28 protein-coding genes and 2 tRNA genes are annotated in these 24,689 nt (G+C 61.3%); 16 read left to right on the forward strand and 14 right to left on the reverse strand.

Annotated features, from left to right (window positions below):
• Window positions 1–110: 110 nt before the first annotated feature.
• Window positions 111–689, forward strand: a complete 579-nt coding sequence (locus tag A6U87_RS03155) for a biotin transporter BioY (protein ID WP_065689757.1) — start codon at window positions 111–113, stop codon at window positions 687–689.
• A gap of 1 nt (window position 690) precedes the next feature.
• Entirely contained in the window at window positions 691–1,116 is a 426-nt protein-coding gene (locus A6U87_RS03160) for a DUF1284 domain-containing protein (protein WP_065689758.1), read from the forward strand.
• Between the two features lie 7 nt (window positions 1,117–1,123).
• On the opposite strand, the gene A6U87_RS03165 is transcribed toward A6U87_RS03160, so the two are convergent.
• Window positions 1,124–2,365, reverse strand: coding sequence for a cyclopropane-fatty-acyl-phospholipid synthase family protein (locus tag A6U87_RS03165; protein WP_065689759.1), 1,242 nt, complete (start codon window positions 2,363–2,365; stop codon window positions 1,124–1,126).
• 171 nt (window positions 2,366–2,536) lie between these two features.
• Window positions 2,537–3,223: a helix-turn-helix transcriptional regulator gene (locus A6U87_RS03170; protein ID WP_065689760.1), complete on the reverse strand. Its 687-nt coding sequence runs from the start codon at window positions 3,221–3,223 to the stop codon at window positions 2,537–2,539.
• 89 nt (window positions 3,224–3,312) lie between these two features.
• Here A6U87_RS03170 and A6U87_RS03175 point away from each other — a divergent pair, with 89 nt between their 5' ends.
• Both A6U87_RS03175 and A6U87_RS03180 read left to right on the forward strand, forming a co-directional pair.
• Complete coding sequence (locus tag A6U87_RS03175) at window positions 3,313–3,642, forward strand: NIPSNAP family protein (protein ID WP_065689761.1); 330 nt, start codon at window positions 3,313–3,315, stop codon at window positions 3,640–3,642.
• Entirely contained in the window at window positions 3,639–3,995 is a 357-nt protein-coding gene (locus tag A6U87_RS03180; protein ID WP_065689762.1) for an antibiotic biosynthesis monooxygenase, read from the forward strand. The genes A6U87_RS03175 and A6U87_RS03180 overlap by 4 nt, the downstream gene beginning before the upstream one ends.
• On the opposite strand, the gene A6U87_RS03185 is transcribed toward A6U87_RS03180, so the two are convergent.
• Window positions 3,992–4,339 carry a DUF86 domain-containing protein gene (locus A6U87_RS03185; RefSeq protein WP_065689763.1) on the reverse strand — a complete coding sequence of 116 codons (348 nt, stop codon included), beginning with the start codon at window positions 4,337–4,339 and terminating at the stop codon, window positions 3,992–3,994. The two genes, A6U87_RS03180 and A6U87_RS03185, sit on opposite strands and share 4 nt — an antisense overlap.
• A complete protein-coding gene (locus A6U87_RS03190; protein ID WP_065689764.1) occupies window positions 4,339–4,635 on the reverse strand; it encodes a nucleotidyltransferase family protein in 297 nt (98 codons plus the stop codon). Before A6U87_RS03190 ends, A6U87_RS03185 begins: the two co-directional genes overlap by 1 nt.
• Before the next feature lie 260 nt (window positions 4,636–4,895).
• Between A6U87_RS03190 and A6U87_RS03195 the strand changes: the two genes are divergently transcribed.
• The 3 genes from A6U87_RS03195 to A6U87_RS03205 all read left to right on the forward strand — a co-directional run bounded on the left by A6U87_RS03195 (window position 4,896) and on the right by A6U87_RS03205 (window position 7,250).
• Window positions 4,896–5,291 (forward strand): SgcJ/EcaC family oxidoreductase, encoded by a 396-nt coding sequence (locus A6U87_RS03195; protein WP_065689765.1) that lies wholly within the window; start codon window positions 4,896–4,898, stop codon window positions 5,289–5,291.
• Between the two features lie 175 nt (window positions 5,292–5,466).
• A complete protein-coding gene (locus A6U87_RS03200) occupies window positions 5,467–6,597 on the forward strand; it encodes a site-specific DNA-methyltransferase (RefSeq protein ID WP_065689766.1) in 1,131 nt (376 codons plus the stop codon).
• A 176-nt stretch (window positions 6,598–6,773) separates the two neighbouring features.
• Window positions 6,774–7,250: a DUF6790 family protein gene (locus A6U87_RS03205; RefSeq protein WP_065689767.1), complete on the forward strand. Its 477-nt coding sequence runs from the start codon at window positions 6,774–6,776 to the stop codon at window positions 7,248–7,250.
• A 297-nt stretch (window positions 7,251–7,547) separates the two neighbouring features.
• On the opposite strand, the gene A6U87_RS03210 is transcribed toward A6U87_RS03205, so the two are convergent.
• From A6U87_RS03210 to mutY, 3 genes are read right to left on the reverse strand one after another with little or no spacing between them, the layout of a single operon-like run.
• A complete protein-coding gene (locus A6U87_RS03210; protein WP_065689768.1) occupies window positions 7,548–7,913 on the reverse strand; it encodes a nuclear transport factor 2 family protein in 366 nt (121 codons plus the stop codon).
• A 2-nt stretch (window positions 7,914–7,915) separates the two neighbouring features.
• Window positions 7,916–8,524 (reverse strand): HAD family phosphatase, encoded by a 609-nt coding sequence (locus A6U87_RS03215; RefSeq protein WP_065689769.1) that lies wholly within the window; start codon window positions 8,522–8,524, stop codon window positions 7,916–7,918.
• 3 nt (window positions 8,525–8,527) lie between these two features.
• A complete protein-coding gene (gene mutY, locus A6U87_RS03220) occupies window positions 8,528–9,619 on the reverse strand; it encodes an A/G-specific adenine glycosylase (RefSeq protein WP_198928654.1) in 1,092 nt (363 codons plus the stop codon).
• Between the two features lie 97 nt (window positions 9,620–9,716).
• Here mutY and A6U87_RS03225 point away from each other — a divergent pair, with 97 nt between their 5' ends.
• From A6U87_RS03225 to ppdK, 4 genes are all read left to right on the forward strand, one after another.
• The gene (locus tag A6U87_RS03225) at window positions 9,717–10,205 is read left to right on the forward strand and encodes a DUF721 domain-containing protein (protein WP_065690242.1); all 489 of its coding nucleotides are present in this window, start codon (window positions 9,717–9,719) and stop codon (window positions 10,203–10,205) included.
• Window positions 10,206–10,367: 162 nt separating this feature from the next.
• Window positions 10,368–11,060: a DsbA family protein gene (locus tag A6U87_RS03230; protein ID WP_065689771.1), complete on the forward strand. Its 693-nt coding sequence runs from the start codon at window positions 10,368–10,370 to the stop codon at window positions 11,058–11,060.
• Between the two features lie 78 nt (window positions 11,061–11,138).
• The gene (locus A6U87_RS03235) at window positions 11,139–14,600 is read left to right on the forward strand and encodes a chromosome segregation SMC family protein (RefSeq protein ID WP_065689772.1); all 3,462 of its coding nucleotides are present in this window, start codon (window positions 11,139–11,141) and stop codon (window positions 14,598–14,600) included.
• A 411-nt stretch (window positions 14,601–15,011) separates the two neighbouring features.
• Window positions 15,012–17,678: a pyruvate, phosphate dikinase gene (ppdK, locus tag A6U87_RS03240; protein WP_065690243.1), complete on the forward strand. Its 2,667-nt coding sequence runs from the start codon at window positions 15,012–15,014 to the stop codon at window positions 17,676–17,678.
• Here the strand turns inward: ppdK and A6U87_RS03245 are convergent.
• Window positions 17,672–17,953, reverse strand: a complete 282-nt coding sequence (locus tag A6U87_RS03245; protein ID WP_065689773.1) for a hypothetical protein — start codon at window positions 17,951–17,953, stop codon at window positions 17,672–17,674. The genes ppdK and A6U87_RS03245 overlap by 7 nt on opposite strands.
• Before the next feature lie 192 nt (window positions 17,954–18,145).
• On the opposite strand from A6U87_RS03245, the gene A6U87_RS03250 reads away from it, so the two are divergent.
• Window positions 18,146–18,391: a hypothetical protein gene (locus tag A6U87_RS03250; RefSeq protein WP_065689774.1), complete on the forward strand. Its 246-nt coding sequence runs from the start codon at window positions 18,146–18,148 to the stop codon at window positions 18,389–18,391.
• Between the two features lies 1 nt (window position 18,392).
• On the opposite strand, the gene A6U87_RS03255 is transcribed toward A6U87_RS03250, so the two are convergent.
• Window positions 18,393–18,779, reverse strand: a complete 387-nt coding sequence (locus A6U87_RS03255; protein ID WP_065689775.1) for a hypothetical protein — start codon at window positions 18,777–18,779, stop codon at window positions 18,393–18,395.
• Window positions 18,780–18,999: 220 nt separating this feature from the next.
• Between A6U87_RS03255 and A6U87_RS03260 the strand changes: the two genes are divergently transcribed.
• Window positions 19,000–19,905, forward strand: coding sequence for a DUF1499 domain-containing protein (locus tag A6U87_RS03260; protein ID WP_065689776.1), 906 nt, complete (start codon window positions 19,000–19,002; stop codon window positions 19,903–19,905).
• A 15-nt stretch (window positions 19,906–19,920) separates the two neighbouring features.
• Here A6U87_RS03260 and A6U87_RS03265 read toward each other — a convergent pair whose 3' ends face one another.
• From A6U87_RS03265 to A6U87_RS29865, 3 genes are read right to left on the reverse strand one after another with little or no spacing between them, the layout of a single operon-like run.
• Window positions 19,921–20,310 carry a thiol-disulfide oxidoreductase DCC family protein gene (locus A6U87_RS03265; protein ID WP_065689777.1) on the reverse strand — a complete coding sequence of 130 codons (390 nt, stop codon included), beginning with the start codon at window positions 20,308–20,310 and terminating at the stop codon, window positions 19,921–19,923.
• Between the two features lie 3 nt (window positions 20,311–20,313).
• Window positions 20,314–21,231: an MBL fold metallo-hydrolase gene (locus tag A6U87_RS03270; protein ID WP_065689778.1), complete on the reverse strand. Its 918-nt coding sequence runs from the start codon at window positions 21,229–21,231 to the stop codon at window positions 20,314–20,316.
• A 32-nt stretch (window positions 21,232–21,263) separates the two neighbouring features.
• Window positions 21,264–21,560 carry a cupin domain-containing protein gene (locus A6U87_RS29865; protein WP_065689779.1) on the reverse strand — a complete coding sequence of 99 codons (297 nt, stop codon included), beginning with the start codon at window positions 21,558–21,560 and terminating at the stop codon, window positions 21,264–21,266.
• 159 nt (window positions 21,561–21,719) lie between these two features.
• Between A6U87_RS29865 and A6U87_RS03280 the strand changes: the two genes are divergently transcribed.
• A tRNA-Gln gene (locus tag A6U87_RS03280) sits at window positions 21,720–21,794 on the forward strand.
• A gap of 81 nt (window positions 21,795–21,875) precedes the next feature.
• Here A6U87_RS03280 and A6U87_RS03285 read toward each other — a convergent pair.
• Together A6U87_RS03285 and A6U87_RS03290 are read right to left on the reverse strand one after the other, a co-directional pair.
• The gene (locus A6U87_RS03285; protein WP_065689780.1) at window positions 21,876–23,219 is read right to left on the reverse strand and encodes a glycosyltransferase; all 1,344 of its coding nucleotides are present in this window, start codon (window positions 23,217–23,219) and stop codon (window positions 21,876–21,878) included.
• Between the two features lie 255 nt (window positions 23,220–23,474).
• Window positions 23,475–23,882 carry a hypothetical protein gene (locus A6U87_RS03290; protein WP_065690244.1) on the reverse strand — a complete coding sequence of 136 codons (408 nt, stop codon included), beginning with the start codon at window positions 23,880–23,882 and terminating at the stop codon, window positions 23,475–23,477.
• Window positions 23,883–24,150: 268 nt separating this feature from the next.
• Between A6U87_RS03290 and A6U87_RS03295 the strand changes: the two genes are divergently transcribed.
• Together A6U87_RS03295 and A6U87_RS03300 are read left to right on the forward strand one after the other, a co-directional pair.
• Window positions 24,151–24,227 (forward strand) — tRNA-Pro (locus A6U87_RS03295).
• 171 nt (window positions 24,228–24,398) lie between these two features.
• Window positions 24,399–24,584 (forward strand): DUF3008 family protein, encoded by a 186-nt coding sequence (locus A6U87_RS03300; protein ID WP_065689781.1) that lies wholly within the window; start codon window positions 24,399–24,401, stop codon window positions 24,582–24,584.
• Window positions 24,585–24,689 lie beyond the last annotated feature (105 nt).

Consider the following 24,689-nt stretch of genomic DNA (forward strand, 5'->3'; position numbering starts at 1 on the left):
TTTGTGCGGGAGCGATTTGATCAATCGCTCCCGCTTGCGTTTGGTGCCATTCTCTCTCATAAAAATAGATGGAACTTGATAATTATCTATAATTTTGGAAGGAGAGTTGCATGTCCCTGTTTGAGTCGTCGACCCGTCTGGATTTCGACCCGCTGCGCCTGTCGGCGCGTCCGCTTGCCGTCAAGTCGGCGTTCGTGCTGGCCGGGACGCTGATCCTAGCGCTCGCGTCGCAGATTGCGGTGCCGATGGTGCCGGTTCCGATCACCATGCAGACCTTTGCCCTGACCATGATCGGCGCGCTCTATGGCTGGAGGCTTGGCGGCCTGACCGTGCTGGCATGGCTGGCCGAGGCGATGGTCGGCTTTCCGGTTCTTGCCAACGGCGCCGGTGGCCTTGCGCCGTTCATGGGGCCGACGGCGGGCTATCTCGTCTCGTTCCCGATCATTGCGGCGCTTGCCGGTTGGCTCGCCGCACGGGGATGGGCCGGTGATCGGGTCGTGCTGAGCTTCAACGCTCACCTTGCGGCCAATATCCTGTGCCTTGCGATCGGCGGCCTGTGGCTCGCCTACCTGCTGGGGATGGAGAAGGCCTGGATGTTCGGCGTCGCACCGTTCATTCTCGGTGCTGTCCTGAAATCGGCGCTTGCCGCCGCCGCGCTCAAGGCCGTCCGCGTCTACACCGGCCGCTGAGGTGACGGTTCGGCTACGGGCCCACCACCTGCTCTGCATGCTGACGTTCATCGGTGAAGGCTACACCCCTGCCTTCACCGAGAACTACCGTCGCATTGCGGCTCGGCTCTCGGCAGGCGAGGGGATCGAAATCGTCGCCGGGCCCGACGATATCTGCGCGCCGCTGCTATCGGGCGGCGCCGCGCATTGCCTCAATCCCAGCGTCGTCATGCGTGACGAGGCGGCCGCGGAGGCTGTCGGACGCTTGCTCGGCATGCCGGTCAGCGAAGGGACACGGCTGACGCCCGATGCTCCGATGCTCGCCAGGCTGCGTCGCAACTTCGCGTTCGGCACCATCCGCCGCGCCTGCGAGGATTGCGAGTGGACAGAACTCTGCGGGCATGTCGCGAACAACGGCTTCAAGGATGTCCTGATCGTCGCGCGGTAATCGGTCTTCACACAGGCAAACTGAGCTTCTTCTCGGCTTCGAGATAGAGGCGCTGTTTGTCGGTGACGTAGTCCCGGACAATCGGGGCTGCGTCGCGCGTGCGTGACAGCTGCATGTGGAAGACCAGCTGGCTGCCGGTGCGGAACATCATCTCCGCGCTGATCAGGTAGAATTCCCACATGCGCGCGAAGCGTTCGTCATAGAGCGCGATCACCTTGTCGCGGTTCTTCTCGAAACGTTCGCCCCAGTGCGCAAGCGTCGTCGCATAGTGAACGCGCAGGAATTCGAGATCCGTAACCCAGAGGCTGTTCTGCTCGACGACGGAAAAGACCTCGGAGAGGGCAGGTGAATAGGCGCCCGGGAAAATATACTTCCGCAGCCATGCGCTCGCCATCCCTGGCGGGCTCATGTGTCCGATCGAATGCAGCACCGCGAGGCCATCATCCGGCATCAGCGCGTTCAGCTTCTTGAAGAATTCATCGTAATGCTGGACGCCGACATGTTCGAACATGCCGACGGAAACGATCCGGTCGAACGGTCCCTGTACGTCCCGATAATCCTTGAGTTCGAACCGCACGCGGTCGGCAAGTCCGGCCTCCGCTGCGCGCTGCGAAGCCAGCGCCTGTTGCTCCTTGGAGAGCGTCACGCCGACAACCTCCACATCTTCCATCGCGGCAAGATAGAGGGCAAGGTCGCCCCAGCCGCAACCGATATCCAGGACCTTCATTCCCGGCTTGAGCCCAAGCTTGCTGGCGAGAAGCCGCAGCTTGTTGCGCTGTGCCTGTTCCAGCGTCTCGCCGGGCTCCCTGAAATAGGCGCAGGAGTAGAGCATGTTCTGATCGAGAAACAGTTTGTAGAACTCGTTGCCGAGATCGTAGTGGTGGGCGACATTCTGCTGTGCCTCGCCCTTGCGGTTCGATTGCTGGCGCTTGCGGAAGCGCATCTTGATCGCACGCAGCACCTTCTGAATCGGGTAGGAGCCGAGCGACAGGCGATTGATCGAAAAGAGCGTCAGGAAGTCGCGAAGCGTCGAGCCCTCCTCGAAGCGCATCGTCCCGTCCATATACGCTTCGCCCGCCGCAAGCTCGGCATTGAATACCAGTGTCCGGTAAAGCTTCTTGTCGGTCAGGCGCATCGTGACATGCGGCCCCGGCGACCCCTCGAATACATGGCGCTTTCCGTCAGCATCGATGACGGTCAGGCGACCCTTGCGTATGAACGACTTCATCATGTGGGACAGTGGAAACATCAACACCCCTATTGCTAATGCCGAATCCGACGCACTCATACTCAGCCCATCGATGGGAATTTGCAATGTGTGCTGGAGCGCCTGTGAATTGCCCGTTGAGCGGGTGTCATCGATGGCGCGCTGGTCGGTCTCGCGTCATCGATCCGGGGCTGTCCGTGACGGGGAAGGGGGCTAGGCCTCGACCGGAAAGAGCGACAGGAACTGCCGCTCTCCCTCCGGCGAAAAGATCACCGAGCGGCTGCCTGCCGTTCGCCGCGCCCATCCCTTATCGAAGAAGTTCGCAAGCAACGCCTTGCCGAGGCTGCCCGCCAGATGCGCTCGCCGCTCGCTCCAGTCGAGGCAGGAGCGGCACAGCGGCCTGCGCGACGACTTGAGATCATGCACATCGATGCCAATGCATTTCAACGTGCCTGCACCGGCTTCGGTCAGCGCCAGGCCATCGCCAACGGCGTCGATCGCTCCCCTGGCAACGAGGCTGTCCAGCATCCTCACACCATAGTCGCCCGCAAGGTGATCGTAGCAGATCCGCGCCTTGCGAAGCGCCGGTTCCTTCGGGCCGGGCCGGTGCCGCAACTGTCCGCGCCCGGCGGCAAAGCCCATGATGCTCTCGAGCAGCTTGCCGACACTCTCATCCGCAAGCGTGAAATAGCGGTGTCGTCCCTGCTTGCGCTGCGCCAGCAGGTGGCCGGCTTCGAGCTTCGCCAGATGCGTGCTCGCCGTCTGCACGGTGATACCGCCAACGGCCGCAAGTTCCGTTGCCGTCAGCGCCTTGCCGCCCATCAGCGCGGTCAGCATGTTGGCGCGAGCGGGATCGCCGATGAGCGCACCGATCTGCGCAATGTCGGGGCCTTCATTCATACTTCGCGCTTCCTCCATACTTCGATCGTAACCGAAGCATCGCTGCCGGGCAACATGCGAAAAAGGTCTCACAGCACAAGGAGACGACGATGATGACCTGCTTCATCCGCTATGAGATCGATCCGTTCAAGAAGGATCGCTTCGAGGAATATTCGCGCAATTGGGGGGAGGCGATACCGCGCAACGGCGCCGATCTGATCGGCTACTTCGCCCCGCACGAAGGCTCGGCAACGACCGCCTATGGCGTCTACAACATCGAAAGCCTCGCTGCCTACGAGGCTTACCGCGCAAGGCTCGCCGCCGATCCGTTGGGCCGGGAGAACTACGAACTCGCCAGGCGCGAGCGCTTCATCCTCAAGGAGGACCGCATCTTCCTGAAGAACGTGTCCCTCCCTCACGCAAAGCTGGTGCTGCCATGATCGCGGTCATCTTCGAGGTTCTGCCCTATCTGGGAGAACGCCACACCTATCTCGATCTCGCCGGCGAACTGCGGGCGGAACTGGAAAAGATCGATGGCTTCATCTCCATCGAGCGCTTCGAGAGCCTCACCGTCCGCGGCAAGCTGTTGTCGCTGTCCTTCTGGCGCGACGAGGACGCCGTGAAGGAATGGCGCAATCTGGAGGCCCACCGCGCCGCCCAGTCCGCCGGCCGCAACGGCATCTTCGCGGACTATCGCTTGCGGATCGGCCATATCGTTCGCGACTACGGCATGAAGGAGAGAGCGCAGGCACCCGATGACAGCCGGCTGGTGCATGATCCGGTGGCGACCTAGTCGCCACCGAAGCGCGCGTGACGATCGTCGATGGCAATACGCAACCGCGGAATTTCATCGGTGATCACGCCCCAGAGGATCTTGTCGGAAAGCCCGTGGTATTCGTGGCGCAAGACATTCCCGATCGCCTTGACCTGTGGCCACGGAACTTCCGGTCTCAGCGCCTTCACATCATCCGGCAGGGTGCGGCTTGCCTCGGATATAATTTCGACGGCTCGTTGAAGCGCATGCCGCAGCAGCCAGTCGTTCTGGTAGTCGGCAAGCGTTTTACCGACGATGGCGGACTCGATGCCGTTGATTGCGTCGCGCATGTCATCAATCACATGCCGAATCTCGCGTGGCATTAAAAAACCCGCGTTGCCGATTGTTCGATTTTCGACTTGAGCCTTGGATGCAGGCCGTCGCGCGTGGTGATGTCGACGGCGGTACAGAGCTTTTCTTCCAGCATCAGTTTGATGCTGATCAGGTCAAAAGCATCGAAGCGGCTCTCCGGATCGTAGTCGATGAAGAGATCTACATCGCTTGCCTGCTTCGCGTCATCGCGGGCGACGGAACCGAAGAGATAAAGTGAGGTCGCTCCGAGCGCTTTTATCGCTTCGGCGTTGTTCCTCAACCGTTCAATCGCTTCGTTTCTTTTCATGTTCCTTATCTACCGCATCTCGTTGTTCTTTTCCACGGCGCGTCGATGCCAGTCGATGACGGCCTTTAAGATAGACAAGTTGCACCTGCGATTTATAACGGCCTCTATGGAAAGCCTGTTCGCATTCGCTTCGCTGATTATTATCGCCGTCCAATCGACGGTGGGTTAGCGCGCGTCCGGATTTCCGAACTGCAACCCGCCCATGGAGGCGGGTTTTTCATGTCTGTCTCCTGGGATCACGACCGACAAAGGAGACACCCATGTCATCACATCCGCTCAAGGCGCTGATCGAGGCGGCCGACCGTGCCATCGGCGCGGAGGATTTCGACGCACTCATGGAATTCTATGCCGAGGATGCCACGCTCGTCGTCAAGCCGGGCCTGATCGCATCCGGCAAGGAGCAAATCCGCCGCGCCTTCGTCGCCATTGCCGACTACTTCGATCACAGCATCGTCGTCACGCAGGGCGATATGCAGGTCATCGAGGGCGCCGACACCGCGCTGGTCATCATGGAAACGGTGCTCGAGACGAGTGGCAAGGGCGGCTTGCCGTTGTCGATGACACGGCGCGCGACCTACGTCTTCAGGCGAGACGCGGATGGAAAGTGGTTGTGTGTGATCGACAATTCCTACGGCACCGACCTGCTGAACTCGTGAACGAGCACGCCATGAACGGCAACCCCTGCGGTCGTCGTTCATGGCGATGCGAGCCATTTCGAATAGACGAGCTGCATTTTTTTCCCGAAATCGATCAGCAATTCAGGCTTTGGTAACCAAGATGGGTAACCATAACAGACAGTAAAAAGCGTAATGTGTATGAGCGAGTTTCAAGATGGCGTCAGTATTTCCGCTTGCCGATCTCAAGGCCTCCGCAAAGCCGGGTTCCTGGATCGACACGATCATCAAGGGCGATTGCGTTGCTGCCCTTGAAGCCCTGCCAAACCACTCCGTAGACGTTATTTTCGCTGATCCGCCGTACAACCTGCAGCTCGGCGGCAACCTGCATCGTCCCGATCAGTCGCTTGTCGACGCCGTCGATGACGAATGGGATCAGTTCGCATCCTTCGAAGCATACGACGCCTTTACCCGCGCCTGGCTGCTCGCCTGCCGTCGCGTCCTGAAGCCGACAGGCACGCTCTGGGTGATCGGCTCCTATCACAACATCTTCCGCGTCGGCGCCACGCTGCAGGACCTGAACTTCTGGATCCTCAACGACATCGTCTGGCGCAAGACCAATCCGATGCCGAACTTCAAGGGCCGTCGCTTCCAGAACGCGCATGAGACGATGATCTGGGCGAGCCCGAACGCCAAGGCCAAGGGCTACACCTTCAACTACGACGCCATGAAGGCGGCAAACGACGACGTACAGATGCGCTCCGACTGGCTGTTCCCGATCTGCAGCGGCGGCGAACGCCTGAAGGGCGACGACGGCAAGAAGGTGCATCCGACGCAGAAGCCGGAAGCATTGCTTGCCCGCGTGATCATGGCCTCCTCGAAGCCCGGCGACATCATCCTCGATCCGTTCTTCGGCTCGGGCACGACGGGCGCCGTCGCCAAGCGTCTCGGTCGCCACTTCGTCGGTATCGAACGCGAGCAGGACTATATCGACGCGGCGGCCGCTCGTATCGAAGCGGTCGAACCGCTCGGCAAGGCTGAACTCACCGTGATGACCGGCAAGAAGCAGGAAGTCCGCGTGGCTTTCAATGTGCTGGTCGAAAGCGGCCTGATCAAGCCCGGCCAGGTGCTGACCGATGCGCGCCGTCGCTACAGCGCGATCGTTCGTGCCGACGGCACGGTCGCCTCCGGCGGCGAGGCTGGCTCCATTCATCGCCTCGGGGCAAAGGTCCAGGGCCTTGATGCATGCAACGGATGGACATTCTGGCACTTCGACGATGGGCAATCCCTGCGCCCGATCGATGAGTTGCGGTCCGTTATCCGTAGTGATCTGGCAAGCGCGGGCTGACCCGCGCTCAAACCAGATCGAGTTTGCCTTCTTCCGGTTTTTGTACCTCCAGTTGCGGAAGAAGGTAGAAAACGCCCGGGATCAGCCCCGGGCGTTTTCATTTTGGCCCTTGCGAAATCGCCGTTCCCTGCCATGAAGTAGCAGCTGCTGCTTGAAACCGGGCGAGGGGAGCCGCCATGTATCTCGCAATCCTTCTGCTTCTGATGCTTGTTCTGCCGGTCATATCTATAATCGCGGAAGCCACTACGGCGAACGGCGATCTCGTTTTCCTGATCGGCAAATGGTTTGTCTTCTGGGCTGTCGGCCTGCGCCTGCTGCTGGCAGGCGTCAGGCAGGTTACCAAGCCGTCCTTTACCGCCGAGACCATCTTCGGCGTCACCGACACCAAGGCCTTCCCACTCGTGCAGGAAATCGGATTCGGAAACCTGTCGATCGGCCTCCTTGCGATGGCAAGCATCCTTGTCAGGGAATGGATCACCCCTGCGGCCCTGGTGGGCTGCCTCTTTTTCGGCTTGGCCGGCGTGAAGCACCTGCTCAATCCTCAGCGCAGCCGAACGGAAAATATTCCAATGATCTCGGACCTCTGGATCGCAGCGGTGCTTGCCGTTTTCCTCATCGCCACCGCTGCGGGTTTTCAGGTGCCGATAACATAAAGAGACGCTCCTTGAGCGCCTCTTTGTCAGCTTCATGTCTGGACTGTCACCGGTGCCGCAGCGCCGCCGCTTCCGCTGTTAATGCCAGAAAAACAGGATCAGCAGGATCAGCGGAATCGGAACGCCTATAAGCCAAAGCAAGATACCTCTACCCATCGTAACCTCCCGTCAGCCAGGCTGACTTGTCTGTTGTTGATACGGGCCGTCATTTGCGCCGCTGCTATCAAAACAGTCGAGAATACTGATTGTTCCTGATGCGATGAGAGATTTGCGGGCTCTCATCGCCGGAGTTGGGTCCTAGAAGGTTTGGTAATCCGTCACTTCGACGTTGGTGATGCGGCCGTTCTCGTTGAAGGTGATCGTCTCCTCACCCTCGCGGACCAGCGGCTTGCCGGTCTTGCTGTGTGTGGCGCGGACCGACCAGACGGCGCGCCCGGCACTGGGGCTCACGCGCTCGACCAGCGTGTTGAATGCCGTCTGGTCGGGGTAGTCGTCAAAGTATTTGTGGAAAGCGACCATGATTTCGTCGCGGCCGGAAAGGCTGCCCACGCCGTTGGATATGTAGGTCGCATTGTCCGCGAAGTAGTCCTCGATCATCGCGTAGTCGAGCCGGTTGATGGCGTCGTGAAACAGCGTGATTTCCTTGATCGGATCGAAAGCCATCGTCAAACCCTCACGCCACGGGCGATGAGATCGGCACGCAGCTGGTCGGCGCCGGTAAACAGCACGGCATCCCAGCCGGCGGCCTTCGCGCCCTCGACGTTGGGTGCGGAGTCGTCGATGAAGATCGTTGCTTCAGGCTTCAGCCCGAAGCTGTTCGCATGCGTTTCGTAGATGGCGATGTCGGGCTTGATGAGACCGACATCGCCGGACACGGTGACGCCGCGCGGCTTGGTCAGGAAGGGAAAGCGAACCTGCGCCTCGCGGAACGTGTCGGAGGCAAAGTTGGTCAGCATCGTCACGTCCTGACCGTCGGCAATCAGGCCTTCCATGATCGCGACGCTGCCGTCGTAGGGATGCGACACCATCTCGTGCCAGTGCTTGCGAAATGCGCGGATGTGCTCTTCGCGGGTCGGGTGCGCCTCGATCAGCAGTGCTTCGGCATCCGCCCAGGTGCGCCCACGGTCCTGCTCGACATTCCAGTCGTGCGTGCAGACGTTGTCGAAGAACCATTTGCGTTCAGCCTCATCGGGAATGAGGCGGCTGAATGGAATATTCGGATCGTAATGAATAAGGACTTTTCCGATATCGAAAACGATATGATCAATAGACATCTATCATTCCTTGGAGTGTGTGAACGCGAGGGGAATAGCCGTTGTGATCGCTTTTTTCATGACCGTCGGCAGCGCTTGCGATTCAAGATTTGTAACCGGTTCCCACCAACCGTTATCCGTTTGAATCTGTGCAGGGATTGCGACGCGGTAGATTGAAAGCCGCAATTCGAAATGGGTGAACACATGGGTGACCGTCCCGCATGCCTCCCAGGCAGCCGGGAAGGGGGCGGCATCGGCCGAAGTCTCGCCGTCCAGTCGCGCGGTCCAGCCCGTTGTCGGGATCTCGGTCATTCCGCCCAGAAGACCGCTTTCGATCCGCCGCCGCAATAGAATCTCGCCGTCCTCCGTGACCGCCGCGAACGCCGCGCCGTATCGCACCGGCTTGTCCTTCTTGGCGGCCTTGACGGGAAAATGCTCCGGATCATGCAGCCGCAGCGCCTCGCATGATCCGTTGAACGGACAGAGCGCGCAGGCCGGACGCTTGGGCGTACAGATGGTCGCGCCGAGGTCCATCATCGCCTGCGCGAAATCACCCGGGCGATCAGACGGCGTCAACAGCGCCACCTTCTGCTTCATCAGCGGTTTGGACGCCGGCAGCGGTGTCGCGATAGCGTAGAGGCGGGAAATGACGCGCTCGACGTTTCCATCCATGACGGCGGCGCGGCGATTGAAGGCAATGGCGGCAACGGCAGCTGCGGTATAATCGCCAATCCCCGGAAGCGATTTCAATCCTTCCTCAGTGTCGGGAAAGACGCCATCATGGTCTTGTGCCACGGCTTCGGCACATTTCTTCAGGTTGCGTGCGCGAGCGTAGTATCCGAGCCCGGCCCAGGCGGCCATCACGTCCTCGCTCGGCGCTTCGGCAAGATCGTGCACCGTCGGCCAGCGCGCCAGGAAGTTGGCGAAATACGGCTTGACCGCTGGCACCGTCGTCTGCTGCAGCATCACTTCGGAAAGCCACACGCGATAGGGATCGGCCTTGATGCCGCGCGCCGCCATCGGCGGCGAGACGCGCCACGGCAGGTCGCGGTGGTGGCGGTCATACCAGTCGAGGAGGGGCTTTGCGGAAGGCGCGTCTAGGGTCGTTGAGGTCATCATTTGCCGTGCTGTGGGGAAGTGCCCTATACTTGGCGAAGCAATGCCGCCCGATCAAGGCAGCGGCGCTAAACAGCGGCGGCATATGAAGGTTTCGATGAGTTATCCACGCAAAGGTGAAAAACAGATCTCCGAACTGGCCAACGGCCTGATCGACCCCGTGCTCGCCAAACGCGCCGGCATCAACACCGCGCTGCTTGGCTCATGGGACGAGATCGCCGGCGAGGATTTCGCAGATTGCACCCGGCCAGAGAAAATCGCCTGGGCGAGAGGCAGTGACGACGGCAGCTTTCGCCCCGGTGTCCTGACCATCGCCTGCGAAGGCGCCCGCGCGCTCTTCCTCACCCATGCCCAGGGCGAACTCATCCAGCGCATCAACAGCTTCTTCGGCTTTTCCGCCGTGCATCAGATCCGCATCGTCCAGAAACCGGTCTCGCAGGCGACGAAACGCTTTCGCCCGCCGCCGCCCTTGAAGGGCGAGGCCGCGAGAAAGCTGGAGGACATGATGGAGGGGATCGAAGGCGACAAGCTGCGCGAAGCGGTAAAGCGTCTCGGCACAGCAGTGCTCGGAAAAAAGGGACGTTAGTGCACCGGAAGTATTGCAGTTCGCCAATTCTGTCCGAGATTTAATCCAGTCGTCCCATCTAGGTCACAATTCTTTGAAGAAAGTTAGTGAAGCGAGCCTTGTTCGCGGCTTCGCGCCGTTATATCGCACTCACAGCCGCCACTCTCATTTATGGGGAACTTGATGCCAATGTCCGAAATGCAACTGACGAAACGCCAGCTCCTGGGCGGCGTGGCTGCCGCGACGGCGAGCCTGGCGGTGTTCAGCACCGCGCATGCCGCAGCCGAAGTGCCGCAGCCCGATGGCGACGTTGATATGGCTGCCGTGCTGAAGCCGGGCGGTCTGCCGGAAATGGCGCTGGGCAAGGAAGACGCTAAGGTCACCATCGTCGAATACATGTCGATGACCTGCCCGCACTGCGCGCACTTCCACACGACGACCTTCGACGAAATCAAGAAGAAGTACGTCGACACCGGCAAGGTTCGCTTCATCATCCGCGAATTCCCCTTCGACCCGCGCGCCGCCGCTGCTTTCATGCTCGCGCGCTGCAACCCGTCGAAGCCGGAAGATCTGAGCACCGCCGAGCAGTATTTCCCGATGGTCGCCATGCTGTTCAAGCAGCAGCAGACCTGGGCTGCCGCCGACGATGGCCGTGGCGCACTCCTCCAGATGTCGAAACTCGCTGGATTTACTGAGGATAGCTTCACGAAGTGCTTGACGAACCAGAAGCTGCTGGATGAAGTGAACGCGACGCGGGAACGGGGTTCCAAGGAATTCGGCGTCAACGCCACGCCGACTTTCCTCATCAACGGGAAGCGCTACTCTGGAGACATGACGGTTGACACCATGTCGGCCCTTATCGACAGCCTGCTCTGAGCTGAGCCGTTTCCAATGGACGGGCGACGGCGGAAGCCGTGCGCCCGTTTTTTGTTGCGCCCTCCATGAGGCGGCCGCATGAAGTTCAACAAGCTTCGCGTCGTCGGCTTCAAGTCCTTCGTCGAGCCCACCGAATTCATCATCGAGCGCGGACTGACCGGCGTCGTCGGCCCGAACGGCTGTGGCAAGTCGAACCTTGTCGAAGCGCTCCGCTGGGTCATGGGCGAAAACTCCTACAAGAACATGCGCGCGTCCGGCATGGACGACGTCATCTTCTCGGGGTCTGGCAATCGTCCGGCCCGCAACACGGCCGAAGTCGCCCTCTATCTCGACAATGCCGAGCGTACCGCGCCGGCCGCCTTCAACGACAGCGACGAGATCCAGGTCACCCGCCGCATCGAGCGCGAGCAGGGCTCGATCTATCGCATCAACGGCAAGGAAAGCCGCGCCAAGGATGTGCAGCTACTGTTTGCCGATGCATCCACCGGCGCCCGCTCGCCGTCCATGGTGGGGCAGGGCCGCATCGGCGAGCTGATCTCCGCCAAACCGCAGGCCCGCCGCCAGCTGCTCGAAGAGGCAGCCGGCATCTCCGGCCTGCATTCGCGCCGCCATGAGGCTGAGTTGCGGCTCCGCGCCGCCGAGACCAACCTCGAGCGCCTCGATGACGTGACCTCGCAGCTCGAAAGCCAGATCGAAAGCCTGAAGCGCCAGGCGCGTCAGGCCAACCGCTTCAAGACGCTGTCCGCCGATATTCGCGCGCGCGAAGCGATGCTCCTGCATATCCGCTGGGTACAGGCCAAGGAGGCCGAGGCCGAGGCCGACAGCGCGCTCAACCAAGCCACCTCGATCGTTGCCGAAAAGGCGCAGATCCAGATGGAAGCGGCAAAGACACAAGGGATCGCCAGCCTCAAGCTTCCGGAATTGCGCGAGGACGAGGCACGGGCCGCGGCGGCGTTGCAGCGCCTGCAGATCGCCAAGACGCAGCTGGAAGAAGACGCGAACCGCATCCTGCGCCGCCGCGATGAGCTGACGCGCCGGCTTGCCCAGCTTGGCGAGGACATCCGCCGCGAGGAACGGCTCGTGGCCGACAATGCGGCGATCCTGGCGAAGCTCGACGCCGAAGAGGCCGACATCACCGAGATTCTGGCTGACTCTGGCCGCTATGCCGAAGAAACGCGCGAGGCTTTCGAAGAGGCAGCGATCAAGCTTGCCGACAGCGAGCGCGTCTTCACGGCGCTGACCGCGGAGCGCGCAGAAGCGGCCGCCGGGCGCAACCAGCTTGAACGCGCCATCCGAGACCTCGCGGACCGCAAGATGCGTCTCGAGCGCCAGATGGATGAAGCGGGCCGGGAGCTGTCCGCTGTCGCGGAAAAGATCGCTACCCTGCCGGATCCGGATGAAAAGCGCGCGATCGTCGAGGCCGGCGAGGGCGCCCTTGCCGAGGCGGAGGCTGGTATCCAAGCGATCGAACAGGCGCTCGCGGCGGCCCGCCAGACGGAATTGCTGTCGCGCCCGTCGGTCGAGCAGGCGCGGTCGAAATTGAACGCGGTCGAGACCGAAGCCCGCACGATTTCGCGGATGCTGGCGGCGGGAGCCGCTGCAGGCGAGTTCGCGCCGGTTGCCGAAGATCTGCGGGTCGACCGTGGTTTTGAAACGGCGCTCGGCGCAGCGCTCGGCGATGATCTGGAATCGCCGCTCGATCCAAAGGCGCCTGCGCATTGGTCTGGGAACGGCAATGGTTCGGCTGACCCTGTATTGCCGGATGGTGTTACGCCGCTCCTCAGCCACGTTCGCGCCCCTGCGGCCCTGACCCGCCGCTTGAAGCAGATCGGCCTGATTGCCGATGCGGATGGCCCGAAGCTGATGCCTGCCCTCAAGCCCGGCCAGCGGTTGGTGACGAAAGAGGGTGCTGTCTATCGCTGGGACGGTCACGTCACAGGCGCGGATGCGCCGAATGCCGCCGCCTTGCGGCTTGCGCAGAAGAACCGCCTTGCCGAGCTGGAAAGCGAAGCAGCGCTTGCCCGCGATGTGCTCGTCGAAGCAGAGGAGCAGCTTGCCGCCGCCGCCGAGGCGATCCGTGGCGAGGAGCGTCGCCTGGCCGATGCGCGCGACGTAAGCCGCCTGTCGGCGCGACAGCTTGCGGAAGCGCGCGAGGCGCTTGCAGCCGCCGAACGCGCCTCGGGCGATCTGATCCGTCGGCGTGATGTTGTCGCCGAGGCCGTAAGCCAGCTGCAGTCCCAGCTGGAGGATATCTCCGTTCAGGAGGAAAACGCCCGCATCGAACTTGAAGATGCGCCCGACCTGACTGGTATCGACGACCGACTGCGCTTGCAGCAGGCCGAAGTCGCGACCGATCGTGGCGCCCTTGCCGAAACGCGCGCTCGCCACGAAAGCCTGAACCGCGAAAACGAAGCGCGCCAGCGCCGCCTCGTTGCCATCGCCCAGGAGCGTGACACCTGGCGCCAGCGCGCAGCCAGTGCCGAAGACCATATCTCGACGCTTCGCGATCGCGAGGAAGAAGCGCGGGAAGAAGCAGCCGAGCTGGAAATGGCGCCCGATGAGTTCGACGACAAGCGCCGCGCGCTTCTCAACGAACTGCAAAAGGCCGACGACGCCCGCCGCCGCGCTGCGGATGTGCTTGCCGAAGCCGAACTCGTGCAGCGTGATGCCGATCACAGGGCGGCGACCGCGCTGTCCGAACTCGCCGAAAGCCGCGAGCGCCGCGGCCGCGCCGAAGAGCGTCTCGTCTCCGCGCGCGAAAAGCGGCAGGAGGGCGAAGCGCGTATTCGCGAGGTGTTGAACGTCGCGCCGCACGAGGCCCTGCGCCTGGCCGGTCTGGAGGCCATGCAGGCGGTTCCGGATCTGCGCGAGGTGGAGCGTGAGCTGGAGCGCCTGAAGATGGAGCGCGAGCGTCTCGGCGCCGTCAACCTGCGCGCCGAGGAAGAACAGAAGGAACTCAGCGAAAAGCTCGAGGCGCTGATCAAGGAACGTGACGATGTGATCGACGCGATCCGCAAGCTGCGCGGCGCCATCCAGAGCCTCAATCGCGAAGGGCGTGAGCGTCTGATCGCCGCATTCGATGTGGTGAACGGCCAATTCCAGCGCCTTTTCACCCATCTTTTCGGCGGCGGTACGGCCGAGCTGCAGCTGATCGAGTCCGATGATCCGCTGGAGGCCGGCCTGGAAATCCTGGCCCGCCCACCCGGCAAGAAGCCGCAGACGATGACGCTGCTTTCGGGCGGCGAGCAGGCGCTGACTGCCATGGCGCTGATTTTTGCGGTGTTTCTCACCAATCCGGCGCCGATCTGTGTTCTCGACGAAGTGGACGCCCCGCTCGACGACCACAACGTCGAGCGGTATTGCAACCTGATGGACGAGATGGCGGCCTCGACCGAGACGCGCTTCGTCATCATCACGCACAATCCCATCACCATGGCGCGCATGAACAGGCTGTTCGGCGTGACAATGGCGGAGCAGGGCGTGTCTCAGCTCGTATCGGTCGATCTGCAGACTGCGGAGCAGCTGCGCGAGATCGCCTGAGCCTTTTGGGAGAAAACCCCAAAAAAAGTCAGATGCGGCAGGCATTCTCACCCAATAGTGTGATGTCTTCCTACCAATCTTGTATTAGAGATTACTGCATGCACCGACCAAGATACCGGCTCACAAGCCAGCACGTATCGCGGTATGAATGTGCTGCGGGGGCAATGCGGCTCTCCGCGCCCCGCTGGCACATCTAGGAACCCCCCGTCCGGTTTTCCTGGCTGGACGGAAATAAGGCTTTGCGGGACTTTGTTGCAGTCCCGCAAAGCTTTATTGTTCTCTCGCTCTCTCCGACAAATCGACACACATTTGAGCCAATTTTGTGCGCTGCAACATTTCGGCCGTATTTGTCGATTTTCATTTGAGCACCAACGGATTAAGTTGTTTTCTGATTTGGTGTTCGGGGGGAAGATGACCAAGTGGGTCTACACATTCGGCGACGGTAGGGCGGAGGGGCGTGCCGTTGATCGCGAGCGACTCGGAGGCAAGGGGGCGAACCTTGCCGAGATGTGCAGCCTTGGCCTGCCTGTTCCCCCTGGCCTTACCATCATCGCCGACGCCTGCGCTGCCTATTACAAGGACGGGCGGCGGATTGCCGAAGCGCTCAAGGAGCAGGTCCGCGTTGGCATTGCGGGCATCGAAGCCATTACCGGGCGGCGCTTCGGCGCCGGCCAGAAGCCCTTGCTGCTGTCGGTCCGTTCCGGCGCGCGGGTATCGATGCCCGGAATGATGGATACCGTTTTGAACCTCGGCCTGAACGACGATACGGTTCAGGCGCTTGGCCACGATGCCGGCGATGCGCGCTTTGCCTGGGACAGCTATCGCCGCTTCATCCAGATGTATGCCGATGTCGTCATGGGGCTGGACAACGATGTCTTTGAGGAAATCCTCGAAGATGAAAAAGCCCGTCTCGGCCATGAGTTCGATACGGAATTGAGCGCCGCCGAGTGGCAGCACGTCGTCTCGCTCTACAAGGGCATCATAGAAGAGGAACTGGGCGAGGAGTTTCCCCAGGATCCAGAGATCCAGCTGTGGGGTGCCGTTGGCGCCGTCTTCTCGAGCTGGATGAGCGCGCGGGCCGTGACCTACCGCCACCTGCACAACATCCCGGAGATGTGGGGAACGGCGGTCAACATCCAGGCAATGGTTTTCGGCAATCTGGGCAACGCGTCCGCGACTGGTGTCGCTTTTACCCGCAACCCGTCGACCGGCGAAAAGACACTCTATGGCGAATTCCTTGTGAACGCGCAGGGCGAGGATGTCGTTGCCGGTATCCGCACGCCACAGAGCATCACCGAAGACGGGCGCATCAGCTCTGGTTCCGACCGGCCGTCGATGGAAAAGCTGATGCCGGAGGCGTTCAAGGAATTGTCGCGCATCTGCGGCCAGCTGGAATCGCACTACCGCGACATGCAGGATATCGAGTTCACCATCGAGCGCGGAAAGCTCTGGATGCTGCAGACGCGCGCCGGCAAGCGCTCGACCCGCGCGGCGATGAAGATCGCCGTCGACATGGTGGATGAGAAGGTGATCAGCGAGGCTGAAGCCGTTCTGCGCATCGAGCCCTCGTCGCTCGACCAGCTGCTGCATCCGACGATCGATCCGCGGGTGGCGCGCGAAGTGATCGGCACGGGTTTGCCGGCCTCGCCGGGTGCGGCGACAGGCGAAATCGTGTTTACGGCAGAGGAAGCGGTGGCTGCCTCGGAGGAAGGCCGCAAGGTCATCCTGCTCAGGGTCGAGACAAGCCCCGAGGATATTCATGGCATGCATGCCGCAGAAGGCATCCTGACGACCCGCGGCGGTATGACCAGTCACGCGGCCGTGGTCGCTCGCGGCATGGGGATCCCTTGTGTCGTCGGCGCCGGCACGATGCGTATCGATGCCCGCAACGAGCGCGTGATCGGCGTCGGCGTGACGCTCAAGAAAGGCGATGTCATCACCATCGACGGCTCGGCCGGGCAGGTTCTCAAGGGTGAAGTGCAGATGGTGCAGCCGGAGCTTTCCGGTGATTTCGGGCGCATCATGCGGTGGGCCGATGGGGCGCGCCGGATGACCGTGCGCACGAACGCCGATACGCCGGCGGATGCACGCGCTGCCCGCTCGTTCGGAGCCGAAGGCATCGGCCTCTGCCGCACCGAGCATATGTTCTTCGAAGGCGAGCGCATCCATGTCATGCGCGAGATGATCCTGGCCGAGGACGAGAAGGGGCGCCGCGCCGCGCTGGACCAACTGTTGCCGATCCAGCGGCTCGATTTCACCGGTCTCTTCAACGTCATGCACGGATTGCCGGTCACGATCCGCTTGCTCGATCCGCCGTTGCACGAGTTCCTGCCGAATACCGATGAGGAAATCGCCGATGTCGCGGCGGCCATGGGCATGGAGCCCGCCGCGTTGCGCCAGCGTGTCGATGCCCTGCACGAATTCAACCCCATGCTGGGTCATCGCGGCTGCCGTCTTGCCATCTCCTATCCCGAGATTGTCGAGATGCAGGCGCGCGCGATCTTCGAAGCTGCTGTCGCTGCCGCCCACGAGACGGGCGCGGCCGTGGTTCCCGAAATCATGGTGCCGCTTGTCGGTCTCCGCTCCGAGCTCGACTACGTCAAGGAGCGCATCGATGCGATTGCCCGGGATGTCATGACGGAAGCGGGCATGCGTATCGACTACCTGGTCGGTACGATGATCGAGCTGCCGCGCGCGGCTTTGCGCGCCCACGTCATCGCCGAAGCGGCCGAGTTCTTCTCCTTCGGAACGAACGATCTGACGCAGACGACGTTTGGCATCTCACGTGACGATGCCTCGGCATTCATCCCGACCTATCAGCGCAAGGGCATTATCGAGCACGACCCCTTCATCTCGCTGGATTTCGACGGGGTCGGCGAATTGATCCGCATCGCGGCCGAGCGTGGCAGGCGCACGCGCAACGACATGAAGCTCGGCATCTGCGGCGAACATGGCGGCGATCCGGCATCGATCCACTTCTGCGAAGAAATCGGGCTCGACTATGTGTCGTGCTCGCCGTTCCGCGTGCCGATCGCGAGACTGGCGGCCGCGCAGGCAGTGCTGCGCAACAATCAGTGATGATGGCGATAGTAGTACGGCCCGCCGTAATAGGGGCCGCCGATACCGTAGGACATATCCATCATGACCATGTCGCTGTTGTAGCGGGCCTGGGCGCGGCGATCGAGGTCGATCCGCTGTAGGCATGCGGCAAAGCCGTCTGTGCCGCGCTTGAAGCCGTAGCTCATGCACTGCCGTTCGTCGGCGGCACGGCGTTCCTCCGGCGTCATCGTCTGACAGGCAGCCAAGCCGATTGCAGTCGTGGCAAGGGCGAAAAAGAGGGTGAGCTTGCGCATTGTCATGTCTTCGAAGTTGTGAACCCGTGGAACTTAGATGAAGCCATACAGCTGCGCTCGTCAACCGCCAAAGACGGGGCCCGTCTCGACCGCGTGGTTTCACCTAAAACGCTGCATACAAAGCTTGGTTCCTGCTTTCACCTCCGGCCGATCGCCTGTAAGAAGGCTGCTTCGCACGAGTGGAAGGCATGCATGGCATTACGTGATCGATTCTCGAAAAAGCTGACCTGCCCGCAATGCGGCAACAGCGGTTTTGCCGAAGCGTCGGAAATCGACGACCCCAAGCGCAAGCATCCGGGCTTCACCGTCGATCATCTGCCGCGCGGCCTGTTCATCCAGCGCGCATCGAACCACCAGGAAACCTGCGTGATCAAATGCGAATGCGGGCGCAAGTTCCCGTTCCGGAGCCTGGCAGAGGCCGCAGCCGGCCGCGATTGAATCAGAACCGCTCGAGAACGGTGATGAACGCCTCGGCAAACTGCACGAGGTTGCCGCTTTCCGGCGGGGGCGCCTCGATACGGATTTCCGTTCCATTCTGATCGAGCACGGCAAGAACGATCCGCGTCCCTGCCTCGGCTGAGGGGATGCGCAGAACAGCAATTCTCTTGCAATTGTCCATCAGCCCGTCGGCCGGAAGGTCGAAGAGAAATTCGCCGCCGGCCCGGGTAGACGCAACCCGCACAGCTTCGCAGAAGTCCGCGTCGCCGTTGTAGGTCTCGAGCGAAAGCTCCAGCTCGAGAAGTTCCATGGGCAAGAAAGCGTCGCCGGGATCGATAGGGCCTAGCATCGGCGCCTGCGTGTCCGCTGCGAGCTCTGGTGCAATCATTGCTCTTCTCCTGTTTGTCCTGCCAAGCGGAGGTCGCCACACTGCGACAGATAGGGAATATCAGAAAATGCTCAAGCATGCCATCGTCGTCTTCGCCGTGGATTGCGGGCGCTCTTTCGAGACAACCGTTTCAATTTAAGCGAATCTTGCACTAAACAGAGTCATGGGCGATTTGCGTGTTCATGCGGGACGCGCCGCTTGCGAGTAACCGGTAAGTTTGATGGCAATCCGTTTCGACCGCCCCGTTTCCAGTGCCGCCCGCTTTTCGCGGCGCTTCGGGGCATTTGCGCTGGTACTTTGCCTGGCAGGCCTGGTCGGCCATCGCTTCGTCGGCCTTGCGACGCCTTATCTCGTACTGATTCTGCTCGTCTCCGCCGGTCTGGCGCTGCTGGCAACGTTCCTGGCCTTTACCGGGCTGCGAAGCCTGTGGCTGACAGGAGCCGAAGGCGGGCAGGATGCCATGAAGGCGCTGATCTTCGCGGCGCTGCCCCTGGTGCTTGGTGGGCTTGCGCTTGAACGCTATTTCGCGCTGCCGGCAATCTACGACGTCTCGACCGATCTGGTGTCCGAGCCCGAGTGGCTGAAGCCGCCCAAGGCCGATCAGATCTGGCTGCCGCGTTCCGATATCACGGCTGACGATCGCGAAAAGCAACTCGAGGCCTATCCGGAACTCACCGGTCGCCGCTATGACGGCGCCATCGATCGCGTGCTCGAGGCGGTGAAAAAGGTTGCCAAGCAAAGTGGCATCCGGATTACCCACGCCGAGGGTGACAGCGAACCGTCGCGGGATCCTGAGGACAAGCCGGTCAAGCCGCAGGCGGAGGACGGCGCCGTGGCCGACGCGCCGGAGGCCGTGCCCGTGCCGACGCCACGTCCCTATGACGATGACGTCGCCCAGCTCATCCGCCGCGCCAACGGCGTGACCCTGCAGGGCGAGACGCGAACTCTCGTCCTCGGCCTGCGCTTCGACATCATCATCCGTCTGCGCGAGGAGGCCGAGACCACATTCGTCGATGTTCGCGTTGCCTCCCGTTACGGCCCGTATGATCTCGGCTTCAGCGCCGACATTGCGGAGAACTACCTGAAGGCGCTCGATTCCGAACTGCTCGGCATCGCGGGCAGCTAGCCTACCGGCTCATGATTATCCAAGGAACCGGTTCCGCGCCACGAACTCATAAAGGCTATCCCGCAGCTTGCGCGGCAGGAGGCGAAAGATCCGCACAGCAGACCAAGGGCTGCCGAGTCCGGCAATCATCCGGATCGATCCGTCCGACTTGAAGAACGCCTGGCCGTTTTCGATCAGGATATTGGTTTCATAGTCGCGGTCATCCAGCCCGTAGTGGCGGTAAAGCGCGGCACCCAGCGGCGACTGTGCTGCCAGGAAGCGATACCGCCCGGCCTTGTCATGCTTGAGCGCGAATTGAACCCAAGCCGAGCAGAATACGCATTCCCCGTCGAAGACGATCAGTGGGTTGTCGTCCGCAAACGCCGGAACGGCGGCATCCTCGCGATAGCTGTAATCTGCCGGCATGGGTTACCTCCGGGCCGTCGGTCTGTATCGGCCGAGCAGGTGAGGGGGGCCGTCGGTCGTGACTTCGCCGCGCTCGATCAGGTCCTCGATATGGGCAAGCACGGAGAGGGCAGCGGCGCCATGCAGGCGCGGATCGGTATCCCGGTAGATCACCTTCACCATATCGAGAATGGAGCTATCGCCAGCACGGATCCGCCCGAGCACGGCGCGTTCTCGCATGCGCCGATGGGTCTTCAGTGCGCGCATGAATGACACCGGTTTCTTGACCGGGCCGCCATGCCCCGGAAGCAGCAGGCGATCATGCCGCTCGATAAGCTTGTCGAGGGACTTCATATAATCCGTCATCGAGCCATCCGGCGGAGCGACAATCGAGGTTGCCCAGGCCATGACGTGATCGGCGCAAAACAGGACGCCGGTTCCAGCCAGCGCGAAAGCCGTGTGGTTTGCCGTGTGCCCGGGCGTGTGAACGGCCGTCAGGTGCCAGCCATCGCCATCGATGGTCTCGCCATCGTAGATTGCGAGATCCGGCCGAAAATCGATGTCGGAACTTTCAGCGAAGGGATTGACCTCGCCTTCATGCAGCAGGCGTGCCGCCCGATGCGGCCCCTCCGCGACGATCGGGGCTCCGGTGGCAGCCTGCAGGCGCTTGGCCAGCGGAGAGTGGTCACGATGCGTGTGGCTGACGAGGATATGGGTCACCTCGCGTCCCTCAAGCGCCGCGAGCAATGCCTGAAAATGGTCGTCGTCCTCCGGTCCGGGATCGATCACCGCGACCGACCGGTCACCGACGATATAGCTGTTCGTGCCGTGAAAGGTGAAGGGGCTGGGATTGTTGGCGGTGATTCTTTGGACATGCGGGGCGACGGCCACGGGCTGCCCGTAGGCGGGTTCGAAGGCAAGGTTGAATTCCGGGTTCGGCATGTCGCGTCCATGTGGCCGTGAGGTCGCAATACTTATTTGTATTCGATCTCGATGAAGGACATGGGTTCGTCGCCTGCATTGACGACATTGTGTTCCATGCCGGCATCGCGCCGATAGGCGGCGCCTTTCGCGATGTCCACCCTGCGGCTGCCGTCCTTTTCCTCGAGCAGGAACCGACAATCCGTCATCGGCACGACGACATAGCCCATTCCATGCGTGTGGACGCCGGTATCGGCGCCCGGCTCGAAATCCCAGCGCGTGATCCGCACCACCGCGTCGTCGAGCAGGATGGTCGCAAGGGCAGGCGGGCGGGCGCGGTATTGGCTCATCGTCACTCCGGGGTGTGCAGTCACTGTCCGAACACCTAACATGGCGACGAAGAAAGCGCACAGAAATATGCCGCGCTCGAAACTTAATGATTGTGACCGCAAGCGAGCTTTGCTAATCAGGCGTCGATTTGGCAAGCGGCCTTCGCTGCCAAGCTCTGTTGGGGCGTCGCCAAGCGGTAAGGCACCGGTTTTTGGTACCGGCATTCCCAGGTTCGAATCCTGGCGCCCCAGCCACCTAAATCCAGCTGCATCTTGATGGCCCAGCTTCACTCAGCCGAGACTTATCGACGGCCGTCGATAGCATCAATGTTGTTGCTATTGTTCGCCGTTGGTCGCTGGTGCGTCGTTCAAGACATATTCCATCAGCCAAGCCTGTCGTCTTTCCATCCAGATCTGCTGCGTATTGGCCTTCGCGAAGGCCACTGCCTTGCGCGTCTGTTCCATCAGCGCGGTTCTATCTGCGTCGAGTGCGACGAAGGCATCTGCGAGTTTCTCCGGTGACGGCCAGGCGGCGGTGGTTACCGCGCCGCTCATCTCCGCGAGATCTTTGAAATAGTCGAGATCGAACGCCACGATCGGCAATCCCCTCGCCATGGAATCGAAGGCCGAGCGAGGCGTATCCTCCACCAACGGGCACGCGACAGAGGCATGAAAATTCGCCAGCAGGCGAAACAGTGGCTCACCGTATTTTACGGCCGGGGTGAAGCTCACAGCCTCCGACAGTCCAGCATCATCCGCCTGTCGGCGAAGTGAAGACAGCTCCGGACCATCCCCTATGATCGTCAACCGGATGTCTCTGCCTTTGGAACGCGCCAGACGGATGGCCTCAATGGCAAGGTTTATGCCTTTGTAAGACACCAACCGACCAAAGTAGGTCAGTTGCAGCGGCTGGGTACTGTCGGAAAGCCACGCCAGGCGCTGGTTCAATTCGCCTTCGGATAGAACCTGTTCCGCAGCGTGCGCTGTATCGAGGAAGTTCTTTACATGAGCCCGGCCGCCGCCGAAGTCGCGCACCAGTTGGGGACCCTTCAAGAGCACAAGCTTTGACAGTCTGACCGCCAGCCAGACCTGAAACCAACGTAGAGGATCGTGCACGAACCGATTGGTGAGATAGTTCTTTCGGCTCCAGATCCCGAGTTGCCGGAACCGCAGGCTGTTGTGCCGGAAATCAATATCGACGACGAACAATATGGGCTTCTTGCGGAGCCACGCGATGACATTCACCAACAGTAACATCGGTCGCCACGTGTCGTGAGACAACCCCGAATGAACGACGACCGCTTCGCCGAAGGTTCGGTTGAGAACGCCCACCAGTCGAGGCACATGCCGGAGCCAGAACTCCTTGGCGGATGCACTGGCCGGATATGTGGGCACCATCACAATTCCTTCATCGGCGGTGATGATGCCAAGCGACGGGTTACTATCGAAATCTTCCCGGCTGAGTTCTGGTGCCACCAGTATCACCTTGTCGGCATGTCCGCTGAGCTGCGCCCTGAGCTCTCTAAGGTGATGAGAAAAGGCGCCTTCGATCGCAAAAGAGCTGTCGGAGAGCCGGTAGGCGGGAGCTGGAACTGCGATGACATAAGCGTTGGACGGCGACGCGCTGCCGCCTGCCGAAGCTACTTCGATTGAAGTTTCTTGAGACGTTGGAGCGTTCATAGACCAAGCGATTTTGACTGAAATGGTCCCAGCATGTGTGATCCGAGTAAGAATTGGAAGCTGTTAATAAGGAGGTCTCATACCTCCTTCGAGGCCGCCATTTCGTCGCTGCAAGCGATTGCTCAGTACTGCACGCGAAAGCTTAGCTCGCCGTGCGTCAGCGATTGGGCAGTGGCTGGTACGGCGACGCCCGGGCATTGGCCTAAATGAAAAAAGGCGACCTCAGGCCGCCTTTTGTCGTCAGGTGCTTTTGGCTTACGACTGTGCCGGCGCAAGGAACTCGGCGCAATAGGATGGGCCGTTGACACCAGGGACGTCGCCGGAAACGCGGATGGTGCGGATCGTGTAGTCCGCATTCGTCGTGATTTCCGCCTGGCAGCGCAGGTACTGCTTGCGGGCCGGGGAGATCTGCTTGCCGCGCTTGCCGTCGGCGCCATCGGCATACTTCGCCGGAACCGTGACCGTCTTGTAGCCGCCCTTCCAGGTGTAGACGTTACCGTTGCCCGTGTCGGCATCGGTGAGCGGCGGGCCGAAGGCGGCAAAGAATTTGCCGGCCGACTGGCCAACCCAGCGGCTGGAGATCGGATCGGCGGCAGTCGGAATGGTCGTGCAGCCGGCCAGCGCAATAGCAAGCCCGGCCGCGGCAAAGGTGCGGAGTTTCATCATATCGTCCCTGAAATGGCGCGCATCCAATGCGGGAATCACTGTCTGCGCAGCGGTTCTGCGTGTCCCGATCAGGCCTTTAGCGCGTAACCCGGCAAAAGAAAATCGGCTCCTGTTCGCAAATGCAAAATTTGCCCGGGGTGTGGCTTTTTGCTCCACCTCAAGCGCACTTCGGCGCCTGTCATGGCAGCGTAAAAAAATGCGCCCGCTTTTGAATTTTGGTGCTTGCGCAATAAGATGGGCCGGTCTATGAAGGCGCCGCTGGTCACGGAGTGTAGCGCAGTCTGGTAGCGCACCACGTTCGGGACGTGGGGGTCGAGTGTTCGAATCACTCCACTCCGACCAGTCTGACCACTTGATGTGGTCCAATTATTTCCCGAACCTCTGAAAAATCTGCTCTTACCTTACGCGGGTAGCCGTTCGCAGCTGCGTGCACGCGGGCTGGGGAATTTGCCGCTCGTCGCGGCGGAACATCGACACGGCTGTGGAGTTGACTTCAAAAGAGGAGACAGTCACATGCCAGCCAAGTCCAAAGCCCAGCAAAGAGCAGCCGGTGCAGCCCTTTCCGCCAAGCGCGGGGAAACCCCGAAAAGCAAGCTGAAGGGTGCGTCTCGGGAAATGGTCGATTCCATGACCGAAAAGCAGCTGGAAGATTTCGCCTCTACCAAGAGGAAGGGTAAGCCGGAGCACGTGTCTCACTGACACCCGAAACTCCGAAGCTGTCGCAGAACGATGAGCGAGCCTTGACCGCGGACGACGCATGTCGACGGCTCGCTTGATTTATTGCGAGTGCCCGCATGGCAACTC

The organism is Rhizobium sp. AC44/96 (assembly GCF_001692185.1).
Classification (GTDB): domain Bacteria; phylum Pseudomonadota; class Alphaproteobacteria; order Rhizobiales; family Rhizobiaceae; genus Rhizobium.